This window comes from Devosia sp. XGJD_8 (genome assembly GCF_046614475.1).
Taxonomy (GTDB): domain Bacteria; phylum Pseudomonadota; class Alphaproteobacteria; order Rhizobiales; family Devosiaceae; genus Devosia.
The window spans coordinates 2,497,162-2,511,746 of record NZ_JBKJHF010000001.1; the positions used below are offsets into that span (position 1 = coordinate 2,497,162).

The 14,585-nt window shown below is 63.1% G+C and carries 21 protein-coding genes; 9 read left to right on the plus strand and 12 right to left on the minus strand.

Annotated features, from left to right (window positions below; genetic code table 11):
* The 3 genes from ACLI1C_RS11875 to ACLI1C_RS11885 all read right to left on the minus strand — a co-directional run bounded on the left by ACLI1C_RS11875 (position 1) and on the right by ACLI1C_RS11885 (position 2,016).
* Positions 1–219: a DUF3126 family protein gene (locus tag ACLI1C_RS11875; protein ID WP_411397075.1), complete on the minus strand. Its 219-nt coding sequence runs from the start codon at positions 217–219 to the stop codon at positions 1–3.
* A gap of 119 nt (positions 220–338) precedes the next feature.
* On the minus strand, positions 339–1,166 hold the full coding sequence (gene cysE / locus ACLI1C_RS11880) for a serine O-acetyltransferase (RefSeq protein ID WP_411397076.1): 828 nt from the start codon (positions 1,164–1,166) through the stop codon (positions 339–341).
* A gap of 79 nt (positions 1,167–1,245) precedes the next feature.
* Entirely contained in the window at positions 1,246–2,016 is a 771-nt protein-coding gene (locus ACLI1C_RS11885) for an alpha/beta fold hydrolase (RefSeq protein ID WP_411397077.1), read from the minus strand.
* A 65-nt stretch (positions 2,017–2,081) separates the two neighbouring features.
* Here ACLI1C_RS11885 and ACLI1C_RS11890 point away from each other — a divergent pair, with 65 nt between their 5' ends.
* The 5 genes from ACLI1C_RS11890 to ACLI1C_RS11910 all read left to right on the plus strand — a co-directional run bounded on the left by ACLI1C_RS11890 (position 2,082) and on the right by ACLI1C_RS11910 (position 5,897).
* Complete coding sequence (locus ACLI1C_RS11890; RefSeq protein ID WP_411397079.1) at positions 2,082–2,423, plus strand: zinc-finger domain-containing protein; 342 nt, start codon at positions 2,082–2,084, stop codon at positions 2,421–2,423.
* Positions 2,424–2,431: 8 nt separating this feature from the next.
* Positions 2,432–3,649: an FAD-dependent monooxygenase gene (locus tag ACLI1C_RS11895; protein WP_411397081.1), complete on the plus strand. Its 1,218-nt coding sequence runs from the start codon at positions 2,432–2,434 to the stop codon at positions 3,647–3,649.
* A gap of 113 nt (positions 3,650–3,762) precedes the next feature.
* The gene (locus tag ACLI1C_RS11900) at positions 3,763–5,100 is read left to right on the plus strand and encodes a TCR/Tet family MFS transporter (protein ID WP_411397082.1); all 1,338 of its coding nucleotides are present in this window, start codon (positions 3,763–3,765) and stop codon (positions 5,098–5,100) included.
* Positions 5,078–5,560 (plus strand): N-acetyltransferase family protein, encoded by a 483-nt coding sequence (locus ACLI1C_RS11905; protein WP_411398314.1) that lies wholly within the window; start codon positions 5,078–5,080, stop codon positions 5,558–5,560. The genes ACLI1C_RS11900 and ACLI1C_RS11905 overlap by 23 nt, the downstream gene beginning before the upstream one ends.
* An 85-nt stretch (positions 5,561–5,645) precedes the next feature.
* Positions 5,646–5,897 (plus strand): DUF6894 family protein, encoded by a 252-nt coding sequence (locus tag ACLI1C_RS11910; RefSeq protein WP_411397084.1) that lies wholly within the window; start codon positions 5,646–5,648, stop codon positions 5,895–5,897.
* A 69-nt stretch (positions 5,898–5,966) separates the two neighbouring features.
* Here the strand turns inward: ACLI1C_RS11910 and gndA are convergent, their stop codons facing one another.
* The gene (gene gndA / locus ACLI1C_RS11915; RefSeq protein ID WP_411397085.1) at positions 5,967–7,385 is read right to left on the minus strand and encodes an NADP-dependent phosphogluconate dehydrogenase; all 1,419 of its coding nucleotides are present in this window, start codon (positions 7,383–7,385) and stop codon (positions 5,967–5,969) included.
* A gap of 193 nt (positions 7,386–7,578) precedes the next feature.
* On the opposite strand from gndA, the gene ACLI1C_RS11920 reads away from it, so the two are divergent.
* Both ACLI1C_RS11920 and ACLI1C_RS11925 read left to right on the plus strand, forming a co-directional pair.
* Positions 7,579–8,349 (plus strand): SDR family oxidoreductase, encoded by a 771-nt coding sequence (locus tag ACLI1C_RS11920; protein ID WP_411397086.1) that lies wholly within the window; start codon positions 7,579–7,581, stop codon positions 8,347–8,349.
* A 2-nt stretch (positions 8,350–8,351) separates the two neighbouring features.
* Entirely contained in the window at positions 8,352–8,894 is a 543-nt protein-coding gene (locus tag ACLI1C_RS11925) for a gluconokinase (protein ID WP_411397087.1), read from the plus strand.
* Positions 8,895–8,897: 3 nt separating this feature from the next.
* Here the strand turns inward: ACLI1C_RS11925 and ACLI1C_RS11930 are convergent, their stop codons facing one another.
* From ACLI1C_RS11930 to ACLI1C_RS11950, 5 genes are all read right to left on the minus strand, one after another.
* Positions 8,898–9,278: a DUF1622 domain-containing protein gene (locus ACLI1C_RS11930; protein ID WP_411397089.1), complete on the minus strand. Its 381-nt coding sequence runs from the start codon at positions 9,276–9,278 to the stop codon at positions 8,898–8,900.
* Between the two features lie 54 nt (positions 9,279–9,332).
* On the minus strand, positions 9,333–10,277 hold the full coding sequence (locus tag ACLI1C_RS11935; protein ID WP_411397091.1) for a DMT family transporter: 945 nt from the start codon (positions 10,275–10,277) through the stop codon (positions 9,333–9,335).
* Positions 10,278–10,358: 81 nt separating this feature from the next.
* Positions 10,359–11,111 carry an SDR family NAD(P)-dependent oxidoreductase gene (locus ACLI1C_RS11940; protein ID WP_411397093.1) on the minus strand — a complete coding sequence of 251 codons (753 nt, stop codon included), beginning with the start codon at positions 11,109–11,111 and terminating at the stop codon, positions 10,359–10,361.
* An 88-nt stretch (positions 11,112–11,199) separates the two neighbouring features.
* Complete coding sequence (locus ACLI1C_RS11945; RefSeq protein WP_411397095.1) at positions 11,200–11,676, minus strand: CYTH domain-containing protein; 477 nt, start codon at positions 11,674–11,676, stop codon at positions 11,200–11,202.
* A 2-nt stretch (positions 11,677–11,678) separates the two neighbouring features.
* The gene (locus ACLI1C_RS11950; protein WP_411397097.1) at positions 11,679–12,215 is read right to left on the minus strand and encodes a methylated-DNA--[protein]-cysteine S-methyltransferase; all 537 of its coding nucleotides are present in this window, start codon (positions 12,213–12,215) and stop codon (positions 11,679–11,681) included.
* Positions 12,216–12,331: 116 nt separating this feature from the next.
* Here ACLI1C_RS11950 and ACLI1C_RS11955 point away from each other — a divergent pair, with 116 nt between their 5' ends.
* On the plus strand, positions 12,332–12,859 hold the full coding sequence (locus ACLI1C_RS11955; RefSeq protein WP_411397099.1) for a dihydrofolate reductase family protein: 528 nt from the start codon (positions 12,332–12,334) through the stop codon (positions 12,857–12,859).
* Between the two features lie 51 nt (positions 12,860–12,910).
* Here ACLI1C_RS11955 and ACLI1C_RS11960 read toward each other — a convergent pair whose 3' ends face one another.
* Positions 12,911–13,093, minus strand: coding sequence for a CsbD family protein (locus ACLI1C_RS11960; protein ID WP_411397101.1), 183 nt, complete (start codon positions 13,091–13,093; stop codon positions 12,911–12,913).
* Positions 13,094–13,254: 161 nt separating this feature from the next.
* Here ACLI1C_RS11960 and ACLI1C_RS11965 point away from each other — a divergent pair, with 161 nt between their 5' ends.
* Positions 13,255–13,914 carry an RluA family pseudouridine synthase gene (locus ACLI1C_RS11965; protein ID WP_411397102.1) on the plus strand — a complete coding sequence of 220 codons (660 nt, stop codon included), beginning with the start codon at positions 13,255–13,257 and terminating at the stop codon, positions 13,912–13,914.
* Here the strand turns inward: ACLI1C_RS11965 and ACLI1C_RS11970 are convergent.
* Complete coding sequence (locus ACLI1C_RS11970) at positions 13,911–14,195, minus strand: hypothetical protein (RefSeq protein ID WP_411397103.1); 285 nt, start codon at positions 14,193–14,195, stop codon at positions 13,911–13,913. The genes ACLI1C_RS11965 and ACLI1C_RS11970 overlap by 4 nt on opposite strands.
* Positions 14,195–14,575, minus strand: a complete 381-nt coding sequence (locus ACLI1C_RS11975) for a RidA family protein (protein WP_411397105.1) — start codon at positions 14,573–14,575, stop codon at positions 14,195–14,197. Before ACLI1C_RS11975 ends, ACLI1C_RS11970 begins: the two co-directional genes overlap by 1 nt.
* Positions 14,576–14,585 lie beyond the last annotated feature (10 nt).

The following is a 14,585-nucleotide window of genomic DNA, read 5'->3' on the forward strand; positions in this document are numbered from 1 at the left end:
CTAGCTGACTTCGTCCAGATCGATGTCGAGGATCGACATGTTGAAGATGTAGGACTTGTCGCCGTCCTCGTCGTCCACGTGAATGAGCCCGATCGATTCATCGCCGATGAACACCTCGACGGAATCGTTGAGCTTGGGGCGCGGACGCACGTCGATGTTCTTGTTGTTGAACTTCAGCTGCAGGAACTTCTGCAGCTTGATGATCTCGGGATGGTTCACTGGTGGTGTCCTGCTGATTTGCGTTGAGGCGGCAATCTAGTGGCTGAAATGCCGGAGACAACCCCTGAGAAGGAGCATAATGCCCGCAACGCTGTTGACTTGAGGCTGGTCGTTCCGCCTCAGGCGTTGAGGTCGTGTACCAAAACCATCTGATCCATGACCAGCGCTGGCTGCGCGCAGCCGGCCTCCCCGATCACCTTGGCCGGCACCCCGGCAACGGTGACGCGCGGCGGCACTTCCTTGAGAACCACCGAGCCGGCACCGACGCGGGAGCAGTCGCCGACCTTGATATTGCCAAGCACCTTGGCGCCCGCCCCGATCAGCACGCCATTGCCGATCTTGGGGTGACGATCCTGGTCCGATTTGCCCGTACCGCCCAGCGTCACATTCTGCATCAGCGAGACATTGTCGCCGATAACCGCCGTCTCCCCGACGACAAATCCCGTGCCGTGGTCGAGCATGATGCCCTTGCCGATCGGCGCTGCCGGGTTGATGTCCACCTGGAACACCTGACTGGACCGGCTCTGCAGATAGAGCGCGAAGTCGCGACGCCCCGCCTTGAACATGGCATGGGCAAAGCGATGCGTCTGGATGGCCTGATAGCCCTTGAAGAACAGCAGGGGCTCGATGGCCCTGTGGCATGCCGGATCGCGCTCAAGCGTCGCCGCGAGATCGACCCGTGCATTTTCGCCGATTTCCGGCGCATCGATCAGCGTTTCGGCAAAGGCCTGCCGGATCAGATCAGCCGAGACATCGTCATGGTCGAGCCGGGCCGCCAGGCGATGGGCCAGCGCCTGCTCGAACGTATCGTGGTTGAGAATCGACGAGATGGCCATGTTGGCCAGCGAGGGTTCCGCCGCCACGATCTGGCGCGCACCGGCCATGACCGCTTCCCAGACCGGGTCGACAGTTTTGATCTGGGCGGACTTCTTGGCACTGATTGACATGGCGGGTCTCCGCTTCATCGATAAACACCGATATAAGCTATCTGGTGCTCCGAAACAAAGCCCGCGCGCACAATTTGGTTCACGATTGCCTGTGCGGGGCAAATGTCCTGCTCAGAAAATCGATGGCCGCCGCCTTGAATGCCTTGTCTCCGGTCGCCCGCATATGGTCGCGCTTGGGAATGATGAAGGCTTCGGCATGCGGCATCAATTCGGCCAGCGGGCCCGGCGCGCCGGCCATCTCGTCGGCCTCGCCCACCGCCACCAGCACCGGCACCGCGATCCGCCGCACGTCCGCCCGGGCCATCGGCTGGCGCGACGTCTCCATGCAGGCCGCCAGGGCTTCCCGGTCGGCCCCGGTATGGTCGGCGAAGATGCGGAATTGCCGCGCAGTCGGATGGGTCAGCCCGTCCAGCGCCGGCGCCCGCAGCCCGGCTATGATGTCATTGCCGTCGCTGAGTCCATTGATGAGGTTGAGCCCCATGCCGCCAAAGATCGCGCAGGCCACCCGTTCCTCATGCTCGAAGGCCATGAAGGCCGAAATCCTGGCCCCCATGGAGTAGCCCAGCACGGCTGCCCGGCCGATCCCGAGATGGTCGAGCAGCGCCACGGCATCCCGGGCCATGTCGCTCGGATAATAGCGCTCGGGGTCATAGGGCTTGTCGGACTCGCCATGCCCGCGATTGTCCAGCGTGATCGCCCGATACCCGGCGCCGGTCAGTGTCTCGACCCACCCGGTGTCAATCCAGTTGACCTTGCCGCTCGATGCGAAGCCATGAATGCACAGCACCGCCGGCCCCTCGCCCGCGGATTCGTAGGCAAGCGTCAAACCATCGGACTGGAATTTGGGCACGGGCTGAAATCCTGCTGCAAAAATCGAGAAAACGGCAAGCAAACCGCCAGCATGATGCCAGCAAATTGGCCGTATCTGCCGTCTGCCTGAATGGGTTGTGCACCCTTTCCTTCATCCCGTCCTTGGCATATGGTCCGGCCAAATCAAACAGGTTTATCGTCATGGCACACGGCACAACGCCCCATTTCCATAACACCGAAGGGCTCCGCCAGATCGAGGTCGGCTCCAAGGAATTCCAGTGCGTCGGCGCCCTGCCCCCGTTTGACCACCCCCATATCTACATCGACATGGGCAAGGACAACGAAGCGGTTTGTCCTTATTGTTCAACACATTACGTGTTCAGTTCACGCCTGGCCGCCGGCACGTCCAACCCGCTCTCCGCGATTTTCCACGCCGACGCCGCCTGAGCCCTGCCATGCCCGGCACGGGCCGCACATACTATATCGCGGGCGCGGGCATATCCGGCCTGACGCTGGCCCTTGCCTTGGCAAAATTCGGCGCCAAGGTCGTCGTGCTCGAACGCGGCCCCACCATTTCCGAATTCGGTGCCGGCCTGCAGATCAGCCCTAACGCACGGAAAATCCTCAACAATCTCGGTCTGGACGAGGTCCTCGGCTCCCACAGCCTCGAACCCGATGGCATCGATATCTACCCCTATCTCCGACCCGATCCGCTGGTCACGCTCGAACTCGGCGCCATCATGCGCGAGCGGTTCGGCGCCCCCTATGCGGTCATGCACCGGGCTGATCTTGCCGATCTGCTCTACCGGGCCTGCCGGCGCTTCGCCAATATCGACATCCTCTTCGGCGTCCGCTCCTGGCGCGTAGAGTCGCACGAGCGCGGCGTAACCGTCTCGATCGATGAAGCTAACGGCCAAACCCGCACCGGCCGGGGCCTCGCCTTTATCGGTGCCGACGGCGTGCATTCCCGCACGCGCATCGAGGTCATCGGCGGACCCAGGGCCCGCTATTGGCAGCGCGTCGCCTGGCGCACCCTCCTGCCCTTCGATTCGGTGGCCGGGCAACTCGCCCTCGACCGCGTCTCGGTGCTCTTTGCGCCCGGTTCTCACCTGGTCTGCTATCCCCTGCCGCACCGCCGCCAGGTCAATCTGGCGCTTTTTGCCAAGGGCGCCGAGACCACCGGCGAGCTCGGTACCCGGCCGCAGGCGCCCTGGTCCGACTCGCAGGGTTCACGCATTGAAGTCCTGTTGTCGGCGGCCGCTGATACATGGACCCCGTGGCCCCTCTACACGGTCCGCACCGACACGTGGCACTCCGGCAATATCGGCCTCATAGGCGATGCGGCACATGCCATGGTGCCGTTTCAGGCCCAGGGCGCGGCCATGGGCATCGAGGATGCCGCGGCTCTCGCGCCACTGCTCATTGCCGAGGCCAGCGCCGAGACCGCCTTCCAAAAGTACTACGGCCAGCGCCACGCCCGTGTCGCCCGGGTCGCCGCCCTCTCCGCCACCAATGGTCGCATCTTCCACATGCGATGGCCGCTCAGCGTCGCACGCAATCTGGCCATTGCGGCGCAAGGCCGCCGCGGCCATCTGCGCCGCCTTGCGTGGCTTTACGGCTATGAAGGCCAAATCGAAGCGGCGCCTATTTCCGCACGAAAAGCGTCGAAGTGAGCGCTCGTCATGGAACCTTGCACGGTCCTTCGGCCTTGCGTTGAAAGGCTCTGCTGTGTCAACTGCGCGACACAGTCAAACCGGCCGCACTTCAAAAGGTTAGCACTCCCAGCATGCAAGCAGCGACCCGCTCACGCCTGGCTCTCACCTGCATTCTGGTGACGATCCTGCTTGATATGATTGGCGTTGGCATCATTGTGCCCGTGCTACCGGAGCTGCTCGAAGACCTGACTGGCGGCAGCGTCGCCAATGCGGCCGTTCTCGGCGGCTACCTGGTCTTCACCTACGCCTTCATGCAGTTTGTGTTTTCGCCGGTGCTGGGAAACCTCTCCGATCGATTCGGCCGCCGTCCGGTGCTGCTGGCCTCCCTTCTCGGCCTGACCTTCGACTACTTGATGATGTCGATTGCGCCGGTGGTCTGGTATTTGTTCATCGGCCGGATCATCGCCGGTATCGCAGGCGCCGCCCTCGCCACCGCCACCGCCTATATGGCCGACATCACGCCACCCCATAAGCGCACCCATCGCTTCGGTCTCATCGGCGCTGCCTTCGGACTCGGCTTCATTATCGGCCCGGTGATCGGCGGAGAGCTCGGTGAGCTCGGGCCGCGCGTGCCCTTTTATGCGGCGGCCGGCCTGGCGTTCGCCAATTTCCTCTTCGGGCTGTTTGTGCTGCCGGAAAGCCTGCCAAAGGCGTCCCGCCGCAAGTTCGACATTCGCCGCGCCAATCCCTTCGGCGCCGTGGTGGCCCTGCGCAAGTATCCAGCGGTAATATGGCTCCTGGCCGTACTGCTCTTTCTGCAGCTCGCAACACAGGCCCTGCCCACCATATTCAGCTACTTCACGGTGGAAGTGTTCAATTTCAGCTCCTCATCCATCGGGCGCACGCTGGGTGCCTTCGGCATCGGTTTTGCCTTTAGCCAGGCCGTATTGGCAGCACCCCTCTCTCGGGGGATCGGTGAGCCTGCCGTCGGCATCGTCGGACTGCTTGCCGCCACCATCGCCTTTGCCGGCATCGCCTTTTCGGGCGATGTCTATCAGCTTTATTTGTTCATCGCCGTCGGCACGGTCAGCGGGCTCGCCCCACCCGCCATTAACGGTGTTCTGTCACGCCAGGTCCCTGACAACAGCCAGGGTGAGTTGCAGGGAGCGGTCAATGCTGCCAGCTCACTGGCAACGATTGTCGGCCCGCTGGGCGCGACGCAGATTTTTTCCTATTACACGAGTGCACCAGAATCGGGACACTATTTCCCTGGTGCGCCCTTCATTGCTTGCGGCATTGCCGTGGTGATTTCCCTTGTGCTGTTCGGCCTGGCCGCATGGCGCTTCGAACTCAGCCATCGCCCCAGCCTTGCCGACCACCCTCATGTGCCGGAAACGCCGGCGCCGGGCCAGGTCAGGATCGCACCCATCGATGATGACGATGACGATCACCATCCGCGCCGCAACTGACGCCGATCGACCGGCCGTTCTTGCCATCGTCGCCCCGGTCTTGGCGGCGGGTGAAACATATGCCATTGCCCGCGACTTGGACTCGGCGGGGGTCGAGGCCTATTGGTTCGCTCCCTCCCACGAAGTCTTCATCGCCGAGATCGATGGCGTGCCTGTCGGCACATACTATCTGATGGCCAACCAGGCCGGTGGCGGCGTCCACGTCGCCAATTGCGGCTACATGACTGCCTCGACCGCCCAGGGCAAGGGTGTGGCCCGCGCCATGTGCGAACATTCGCTGGCCCGCGCCAGGGAACGCGGCTTCCGCGCCATGCAGTTCAATCATGTGGTGTCCACCAATACGCGCGCCGTCTCCCTCTGGCAGACGCTCGGTTTCCAGATCGTCGGCACCCTGCCCCTGGCGTTCAACCACCCCGTGCACGGCTATGTGGACAGCTACGTCATGTTCCGCGCGCTATAGGCGAGGCTTGCTCCAAAAGCGTGATCGCGGCATCAGGAACCGAATGCCTCGGCGCCCCGTTTGCATGGCGATAATGGAGTCGACCATGCCACGATATTTCTTCAATCACCGCACGAAGGACGGCCAGCGCGAGGTGGACATTGATGGGCTCAAGCTGCCCTCGCTGAACACCGCCATGGAAGAAGCAACCTTCGCCGCGCAGGGCGCCGTTGCCTTGGCGGAAGAGCCCACCGAGGGCGTGTTCGAGATCGAGGATGAAGGGCGTGTCCTCGTGGCGCGCGTGCCCTATTCGGTCACTGAGGCTGAAGCGGAGCCCGAGGCTCCCCCCAGCGTCTAGCCTATTCGGCTTCTGCGAAATACAAAGGGACCCCGCTCACGCGGAGTCCCCTTTTTCGTTTAGCCGGAACTACTTGCCCAGCGTGCTCGGCCAGGTGCCGTGCAGGTCTGTGCCGCGGCCCACAATCTCGAAACCATGCGCACCGAAGAAGTCGCGCTGGCCCTGCGTCAGGTTTGCCGTGCCCTGTGCCTGGCGGTAGCTGTCGAAGTAGCTGAGCGCAGCCGAGAGGCAGATCATCGGGAATTCGCCGACGGCGGCAGCAGCCACCACCTTGCGCAGCGAGGGATGGCTATCCTTCATCAGCGACACGAAATCAGGCACCACGAGCAGGTTGGCATTGCCACCCTTTTCATAGGCCGCCGACATCTGGTCCAGGAAGCGCGAGCGGATAATGCAGCCGGCACGCCAGATCTTGGCGATGGTCGCCAACGGCAGGCTCCAGCCGTTTTCTTCCGATGCCTTGGCGATGACCGCAAATCCCTGCGCATAGGACACGATCTTGCCCGCAAGCAGCGCCTTTTCGAGGTCTGCCAGCGTCACGTCGGTCTTGCCACGGTTCGGCTTGCCATAGATGGCCTCGGCCGCCACGCGCTCTTCCTTGCGCGAAGAGATCGAACGGGCCGCGACGGCGCCTTCGATCGCCGTTGCCGGCACGCCCATCTGCTGGGCGACGATGGCGGACCAGACACCGGTGCCCTTCTGGCCGGCCTTGTCGAGGATCAGTTCGACCAGCGGTTTGCCGGTTTGGTCATCGACCGCGGCCAGCACATGGCCGGTGATCTCGATGAGATAGGAATTGAGCGGACCCTTGTTCCACTCCTTGAAGACGTCGGCACACTGGGCTGGATTCATCCCCAGGCCGTCGCGCATCACGCCATAGACTTCGGCGATCATCTGCATGTCGCCATATTCGATGCCGTTGTGGATCGTCTTGACGAAATGGCCCGCGCCGCCCTCGCCGAGATAGGCGCAGCAGCTCTCGCCATTGAACTTGGCGGCGATGGCGGTCAGCACCGCCTCGGCATTGTGCCACTGCTCCTTGGAGCCACCAACCATGATCGAGGGACCATGGCGCGCGCCTTCTTCACCGCCGGAAACGCCTACGCCCAGATAGCCGATGCCCTTGGGCTTGAGATAGTCGAAACGGCGCTGCGTGTCGGTGAACAGCGAATTGCCGCATTCGATGATGGCATCGCCCTGCTCCAGAAGGGGAAGCAGCTGTTCGATCATCTCGTCGACAGGCTTGCCGGCCTTGACCATGATGATGATCGAGCGCGGGCGCTTAACCGATTGCACGAAGTCGGCCAGATCCGCCTTGGGGATCACCTTGCCGTCCAGACCCTGGTCCTTCGCCGTCACGACGAAGTCGTCGATCTTGCTCACAGACCTGTTGTGGACAGCGATGGTGTAACCTTTTTCAGCAATGTTCAGCGCCAGGTTGGAACCCATCACCGCCAGGCCAATCAGGCCGATATCCGCTGTCGACATACAAACGTCCTTCCGAGAACTCTTCGTCTTGCCCATGCCTGCAGCGCATGGCTCGCGGCGGGAACTGACCACAAACCCGCCCGATACGGAAGTCGTATTTGGGGAATTTTGGCCGAATATGGCGTCTTGTATGGTAGAATGGCTTGCCGGGACAAGCCCACCTGCATAGGGTTCCACAAAAGTGGAGATACCCTTGGCTTCCCCCAATCCGTTCGACCTGTCCGGCCAGCGCGCGCTGATCACCGGCTCCAGCCGCGGCCTCGGCTTTGCCATGGCACGCGCCCTTGCCGATGCGGGCGCTGCCGTGATCCTCAATGCCCGTGACAGCGTGGCCCTGGGCGCGGCGGCGCATGATCTGGCGGCCACTGGTGCCACGGTGAACGCGGTTGCCTTCGACGTCACCAGTCGTGACAGCATCAATGAGGCGGTGAACCATATCGAGGACGAGATCGGCCCTATCGATATCCTGGTCAACAATGCCGGCATGCAGTTCCGTTCGAGCCTTGAGGCCTTTCCGCCCGAGAAGTTCGATCAGGTCATCGCCACCAACCTGACCTCCGTCTTCAACGTCAGCCAGCCCGTGGCCCGCCACATGATTGCGCGCGGCGCCGGCAAGATCATCAATATCTGCTCGCTGCTGTCCGAAATGTCCCGCCCCTCCGTGGCGCCCTATGCAGCCACCAAGGCGGCGGTCGCCAACATCACGCGCGGCATGGCCGTGGACTGGGCCCGGCATGGCCTCAACGTCAACGGCATCGCGCCGGGCTATTTCGCCACCGAACTCAATGAAGCCCTGCTCAAGGACGACAAGTTCAACGCCTGGATCGAGACTCGAACGCCCATGGGTCGCTGGGGCCAGCCTGAGGAATTGGGCGGTGCGGTGGTGTTCCTCGCTTCCGAGGCCGCCCGTTTCGTCAACGGGCACATTCTCTATGTCGACGGCGCCTTCACGGCCACGGTCTAGCAATGTCACTCATTCCGTCCCGCATCATCATCGTCATGGGCGTCAGCTCCTCGGGCAAATCGACCGTCGGCCAGTCCATCGCCCGCCGCCTGCACGTCCCATTCCTCGATGGCGACGGCTATCATCCCGAAGCCAATGTCGAGAAAATGCGCGCCGGCATTCCCCTGACCGATGACGACCGCTGGCCCTGGCTCGAGCGCCTGGCCGGGGCGCTGCATGAAGCAGCCGACAAAAAGGGGGCGGCCATGGGCGCCTGCTCGGCGCTCAAGCGGGCCTATCGACAATACCTGACCGACAAGGCGGGCGAACCCGTCCTGTTCGTCTATCTCGAAGGCAGCCGCGAGGTCATCGCCGAACGCATGGCCAGGCGCCAGCATGAATATATGCCGACCAGCCTGCTCGACAGCCAGTTCGCGACCCTGGAAGTGCCTGATCCGAAGACCGAAAACGTCCTCGTTGTTCCCGTGACCGACAGCGTCGAAAAGATCACCCAAACGGTCGTCAAGGCACTCGATCACCTCAAGACATTCAAGCGCTGGCAATAGCCGTCACTTGTTACTCTGCCGTTCTCGCACTTCGGCACTGGGCTGCTGCCAAGGCCATCGTCCGGACACCTCGACTTCGAGCGAGAGACTGAGGAATGTCCTGATGGCGACTATGCCCGCCAGAATAGCCAGGCTCTCGAGGCTGGGCTCGATAGCGACGGTGGCGATGATGTCCGCCGCGACAAGAAATTCCAGGCCAAGCAGGATTCCGCGGCCCACATCGGCCCGATAGCGGCGGAAGGCATGTTCGGTCGTTTGCCGCGATAGCACTGTCGGCACGAAACGTGCCGTGCCGAACAGCAGCCCGCCCACGATGATGGCAATGCCGCACCACTCGATGGCGCAGGTTATCCAATGCAACAGCTCCGGCGTCAGGTCTTCCATTCGCGTTGCCTCCTCCCTCGCAGGGCAACGCATGATGACGGGTTCTGATCCGGGTCAGCCCTTTGTCGACGGGTCAGGCGCGGTCCAGGCCGGTCTTGTCGCGAAGCGCCCCTGCCCATACGCAACGGTGATCGCCGCCAATACGACCACGACCGCACCCGAGATCGCCCACGCATCGAGCACGATGCCGAGCAGGGCAAAGTCGAACAGGAAGGCCCAGATGATGCCGGTATATTCGTAGCCGGCCAGCAGCGACACCGGGGCGCGCGCCACCGCTTCGGTCATCAGCACATGTCCCATCCCGCCCAGCAACCCCGCGGCGACGAGCAACCCGAATGTCTGGCTGTCGAGTTCGGCCCACCCAAACAGCGCCGTCACCAGCCCCACAATGCTGCTCACCACGGCGAAGGACAGCGCGATGCTCGCCGGTGGATCGGTTCGGGTCAGGTCCTTTACCTGCACGCGGGACAGCGCATTGGTAGCCGCCATGGCAATGCCCGCCGCCACGCCGATCAGCGTGCCCTGTCGCATCTCTGTGCCCAGCAGGGCGGGATAAAGCATCAGCACAATGCCCAGAAGGCCCAGCGCAACGCCGGCGATGACTACCGCCCCTGGCCGTTCGCGCAGGAAGGCCATGGCGGCGCAGATCGACAGAATCGGTGTGAGATAGCTGATCGCTGTTGCCAGGCCGACCGAAAGGTAGGCCAGCGCGATGAAGTTGAACATCATCACCGCGGCCCCCAGGACACCGCGAATGAGGTGCTTGTGCGGATAGCGGGTCCGGACCGCAGTCCGCAGCTCGCCTCGGGCCCATAGGTAGAGCAGGATCGGCCCCAGGGCGACGATGCTTCGCCAGAAGACCAGTTGTCCCACCGGCGCCACTTTGGCGGCTTCATGGATCGCGGCATTCATCGCCGCCATGATGACGAGGGCGGCGGTCGCCAGCCAGAGCGCGGCGGTCGGATTGACGCTGCGCGTCGACAGGTGGGAAGTGGTCATGCCCCGCTTCTAGCCGGGTCAAAACGGCCTGTCACGCGGGCCCGGAAAGAAAAGGGCGGCCCGAAGGCCGCCGCCCGTAAGCTACTGCGAGACGTAGCCACCATCCACGAGATGGTAGCTGCCTGTTATGTTGGACGCTGCATCCGAGAGCAGGAACAGCGTCAGGGCTGCGACCTCGTCGGACGTGCCCAGGCGCCCGATCGGGTGGACGGTCTTGAGCCCTTCAAGGGCGTCCTTGGGCAGCGCGGCAAGCAGCGGCGTGTCAATGAAACCGGGCCCGACCGCGGTGACGCGAATACCCTTCTTGGCATAGTCGAGCGCGGCCGACTTGGTCATGCCCACCACGCCGTGCTTGGCCGTGACATAGGCCGGCGCATTCGGGAAGGCGACGGAGCCAAGGATGGACGCCATGTTGACGATGGCCCCGCCGCCGGCCTTCAGCATCTCGGCAATTTCGTACTTCATGGAATAGAAGACGCTATTGAGATTGACGTCGATGACCTTGTGCCAATCCTCGAATGTGTAGTCGCCCAGCGGCGCCGCTGTGCCACCGATGCCGGCATTGTTTACGGCCACGTTCAGCGCACCATAGGTGTCGACGGTGAACTTTACCGCCTTCTCCACCTGGTCCATCTTGCCCACGTCAACGGCCACCGCTGCGGCCTCGCCGCCGGCGGCCTTGATCGCGTCGACCGCCTTCTGCGCGGCGTCGAGCTTGAGGTCGGCAACGACAACCTTGGCGCCCCGCTCGGCAAGCTGCCTGGCCACCGCCTCGCCGATGCCGGAAGCACCCCCGGTAACGAAAGCAACCTTGCCGTCAAAATCCTTGGCCATGTTCGGTCTCCTTGTTTGTCCCTCCCATCTGGGCGAAATGCCGCCCCTTCGCCATGACCTGAATCAATTTGCCGGCCGAACACAGAGTTCAATCGCGCTCGAGAGCAAACGAGACATCGCGCGACAGGCTCGCATTGTTGTAGCGATCGTCCCGGCTCACCTCTTCGCCGACCCAGTCGGGCAGCGCCACGCCCTGGCTTTCGCTGTCCAACTCGACCTCGGCCAGCACCAGCCCCTTATGGCGCCCGGCGAACACATCGATTTCCCACATCAGGCCACCGAACGGCACCAGGTAGCGACGCTTGTCGATCACATGCGGCTCGGCCATGGCGAGCAACTCCCGGGCGTCTTCGATCGGGATGTCATATTCGTATTCCGCCCGCGTGAGGCCCTCGACCTGCCCCTTCAGTGTCAGGACCGCCTCCGCATCATCCCGGCTGCGCACCCGGACGGTCGCCTTGGCATTGGAGGAGAGATAACCCTGCCGCAGCAGGGTGCTGCCGATCGCGGCAGCGCGCCAGTCGTCAGACACAACCAGGAACTTGCGTTCAATCTCTACGCCCATGCTCAGAAGCCAAACGTCATCTGGCCAGCCGGCGCGCCGACCGCCACGCCCTCAAGCGCCAGCATACGCAGCTTGGACTCCGCACCACCCGGTGCCGATAAGCCGCCGGTCTTGCCATTACTGGCCAGAACGCGATGGCATGGAATGATCAGTGGGATCGGATTGGAGCCCATCGCCTGCCCCACCGCACGCGACAGCGTCACGTCGCCCAGCGCCCGTGCCAGTTCGCCATAGGTCGTGGTCTGGCCCCAGCCATAGTCGAGCAACAGTTCATATGCCCGCCGGTGAAACTCCGGCACGCCCTGCAGATCAAGCCGGACATCGCGGAACTCCACGACATTGCCCTCGGCATAGTCCTCGATCAGATTGATCACCGCCTCTACCGCACGCGTCGGCTCGCCCGGCACGGCATCCTTGCTGTTGATCCATTCGACCATGTCGTCGGCATCGAGGCCCGGCAATTGCAGTCGCGCAACGCCATCGGCAGTCCAGCCGATGCCGAACGTCCCCAGGGCTGTGTCGAAGACCGTCGTTTCCATGCAGCGATCCTAGACCCAGAAACCGGTTGGATGCCAGTGCGCCGGCCAAGGCTGCTGACAATTGCTGTCACTATCGGATCCTATTGGGGAGTGCCCCAGATTGCAGGAGAGCCGGGATGGCCAAAATCGTCGGATACATCGCAACCAGCCTCGACGGCTTCATCGCCACGCCCGACGAAAATCTCGACTGGCTCACCCAGCAGCCCGACCTGAACTTGGGTGAGCATGATTATCACCAGTTCATCAAATCCATTCGCACCGTAGTCATGGGCCGCACGACCTATGACTGGATCGAGCGCTATCCCGGCGCCTGGGAATATGACGGCAAGCGGGTGATCGTGGTGACATCCCGTCCCATCGACAATCCCAAGGGACCACTCGAAATCCGTGCCGATGTCGGCGCGCTGATCGCCGAACTGCGCCGGCTGGAGGATGGCGATGTCTGGATGCTCGGCGGCGGCAGGCTGCAGATGGCTTTCATGGAACGTGGCGCACTCGACGAAATCGAGATCTATGTCATGTCCGAAATCATCGGCAGCGGCATTCCGCTGTTTCCGGCCACGGGCCTGCGCGCGTCGCCCAAGCTGATCTCGGCGCAGATGCTGCATCCGGTCTGCGCCCGCCTGCACTATCGCTTCACCTGAACAGCAAAAAAGCCGCCCTTTCGGGCGGCTCTTCACAATCCTGCGTCGGCGCTATTTCTTGAGCGCGTCGCGGGTGGCGTCCTTGGCTTCGCCGACTTTCTGCTGGACCTTGCCAGCGGCCTTGTCGAGCTTGCCTTGAGCCTGCAGCTTCTCGTTGCCGGTGAGGCCGCCGACAGCGTCCTTGACCGCACCCTTGGCCTGCTTGCCAGCGCCTTCGATTTCATCTTTGTGCATGAAAGCCTCCTATGTTGTGTTGCAAGCACAACGGGCCGCGGCGCAGGACGTTCCGTTAAAACCCTGTTACGGCGGCGTAATTCGGGCCTGGTCCGCTCACAAGTGGGTGACCATTGGTCAAACCGGTCATCCTCTGCTAAACGGCGGCCATGCCCGGTCCCATGCCCACACTGATCAATTACTTCCCCCCGCTCGACCCCTATCTCAATGTCCTCCATGTCGATGATGACATCCTGGTGGTCGACAAGCAGAGCGGGTTGCTGAGCGTGCCGGGGAAGGACCCGTCGCTATGGGACTGCGTCGAGCATCGCGCCCGCCAGACCTGGCCCACGGCCGGCATGTGCCACCGGCTCGACAAGGACACATCAGGCGTCCTGGTGCTGGCGCTCAACAAGCGGGCGCATGGCCGCATCGGCAGCCAGTTCGAGCATCGCAAGACCACCAAGGCCTATATTGCCCGCGTCGCCGGCATCATCGAGGCCGATAGCGGTCTCATCGACCTGCCGCTGATGACCGACTGGGACAACAAGCCCCGCCAGCGCGTCGACCACGAAAACGGCCGCCCGGCGCAGACTGAATGGACAGTCATCGAGCGCGAGGCCAACGCCACGCGCGTCCGGCTCCACCCCCTAACCGGCCGCACCCATCAGCTCAGGGTTCACATGAAGGCTATCGGCCATGTGATTCTGGGTGATGTGTTTTATGGCGACGCCGATACGCTGGCCGCCGCCGACCGGCTGCAGCTGCATGCTGCTGAACTGGGCCTGACCCATCCCACGACGGGCGAATTCACCACCTTCGTGGCGCCCACGCCCTTCTAGGCCTCGCCGGCAGATCCGACGTCGATGCGCTGGAACAGATGTCCCGGCTTCATCGTGTCCAGCCATTTGCGGAAATCGGCGACGTCCTTGAAGCCGGCGCGCCGAGCTTCCGCCTCGGTGACATCGGCCGGATCCATGTCTGTGATCGCCCCGATCGACAGCAGGCCCAGCTTGGTCTTGAGGGTGCCGCCGGCTTTGACCGACGGCCGGCTCCAGCGGCGGAACACCAGGTCGACCTCACCGGCCTTGATCTTTTCGAGCAGTTCGAGCTTGAGCAGCATCAGTCGAGCACCGCCTGTGCCGTGATCTCGATCCTGAGGCCCCTGGCCAGCAATTCCTTGACCACCACTGTGGCGCGCACCGGATAGGGCTGCACCGTGATGAATTCGCGATAGACCGCGTTCATCCCCGCCGCGTCGGCGCTGTCGATGAGGAATATCTGCACCGTGACCAGATTGGCCAGCGTGCCGCCGGCCGCCTTGAGCGCGATCTCGAGATTCTGCAGGCAGCGCCGCGCCTGCGCCTCGATGCCGCCCTCGACGATGGCGCCCGTCACCGGATCTTCGGCAATGGCCACCAGCCAGACATGCTTGCCGGCCCGCACCGCGTCACTGATCGGCGCCGACGATGGCGCAATTCCGGTCTCGATTTTCTCGATCATCGCTGGTCAC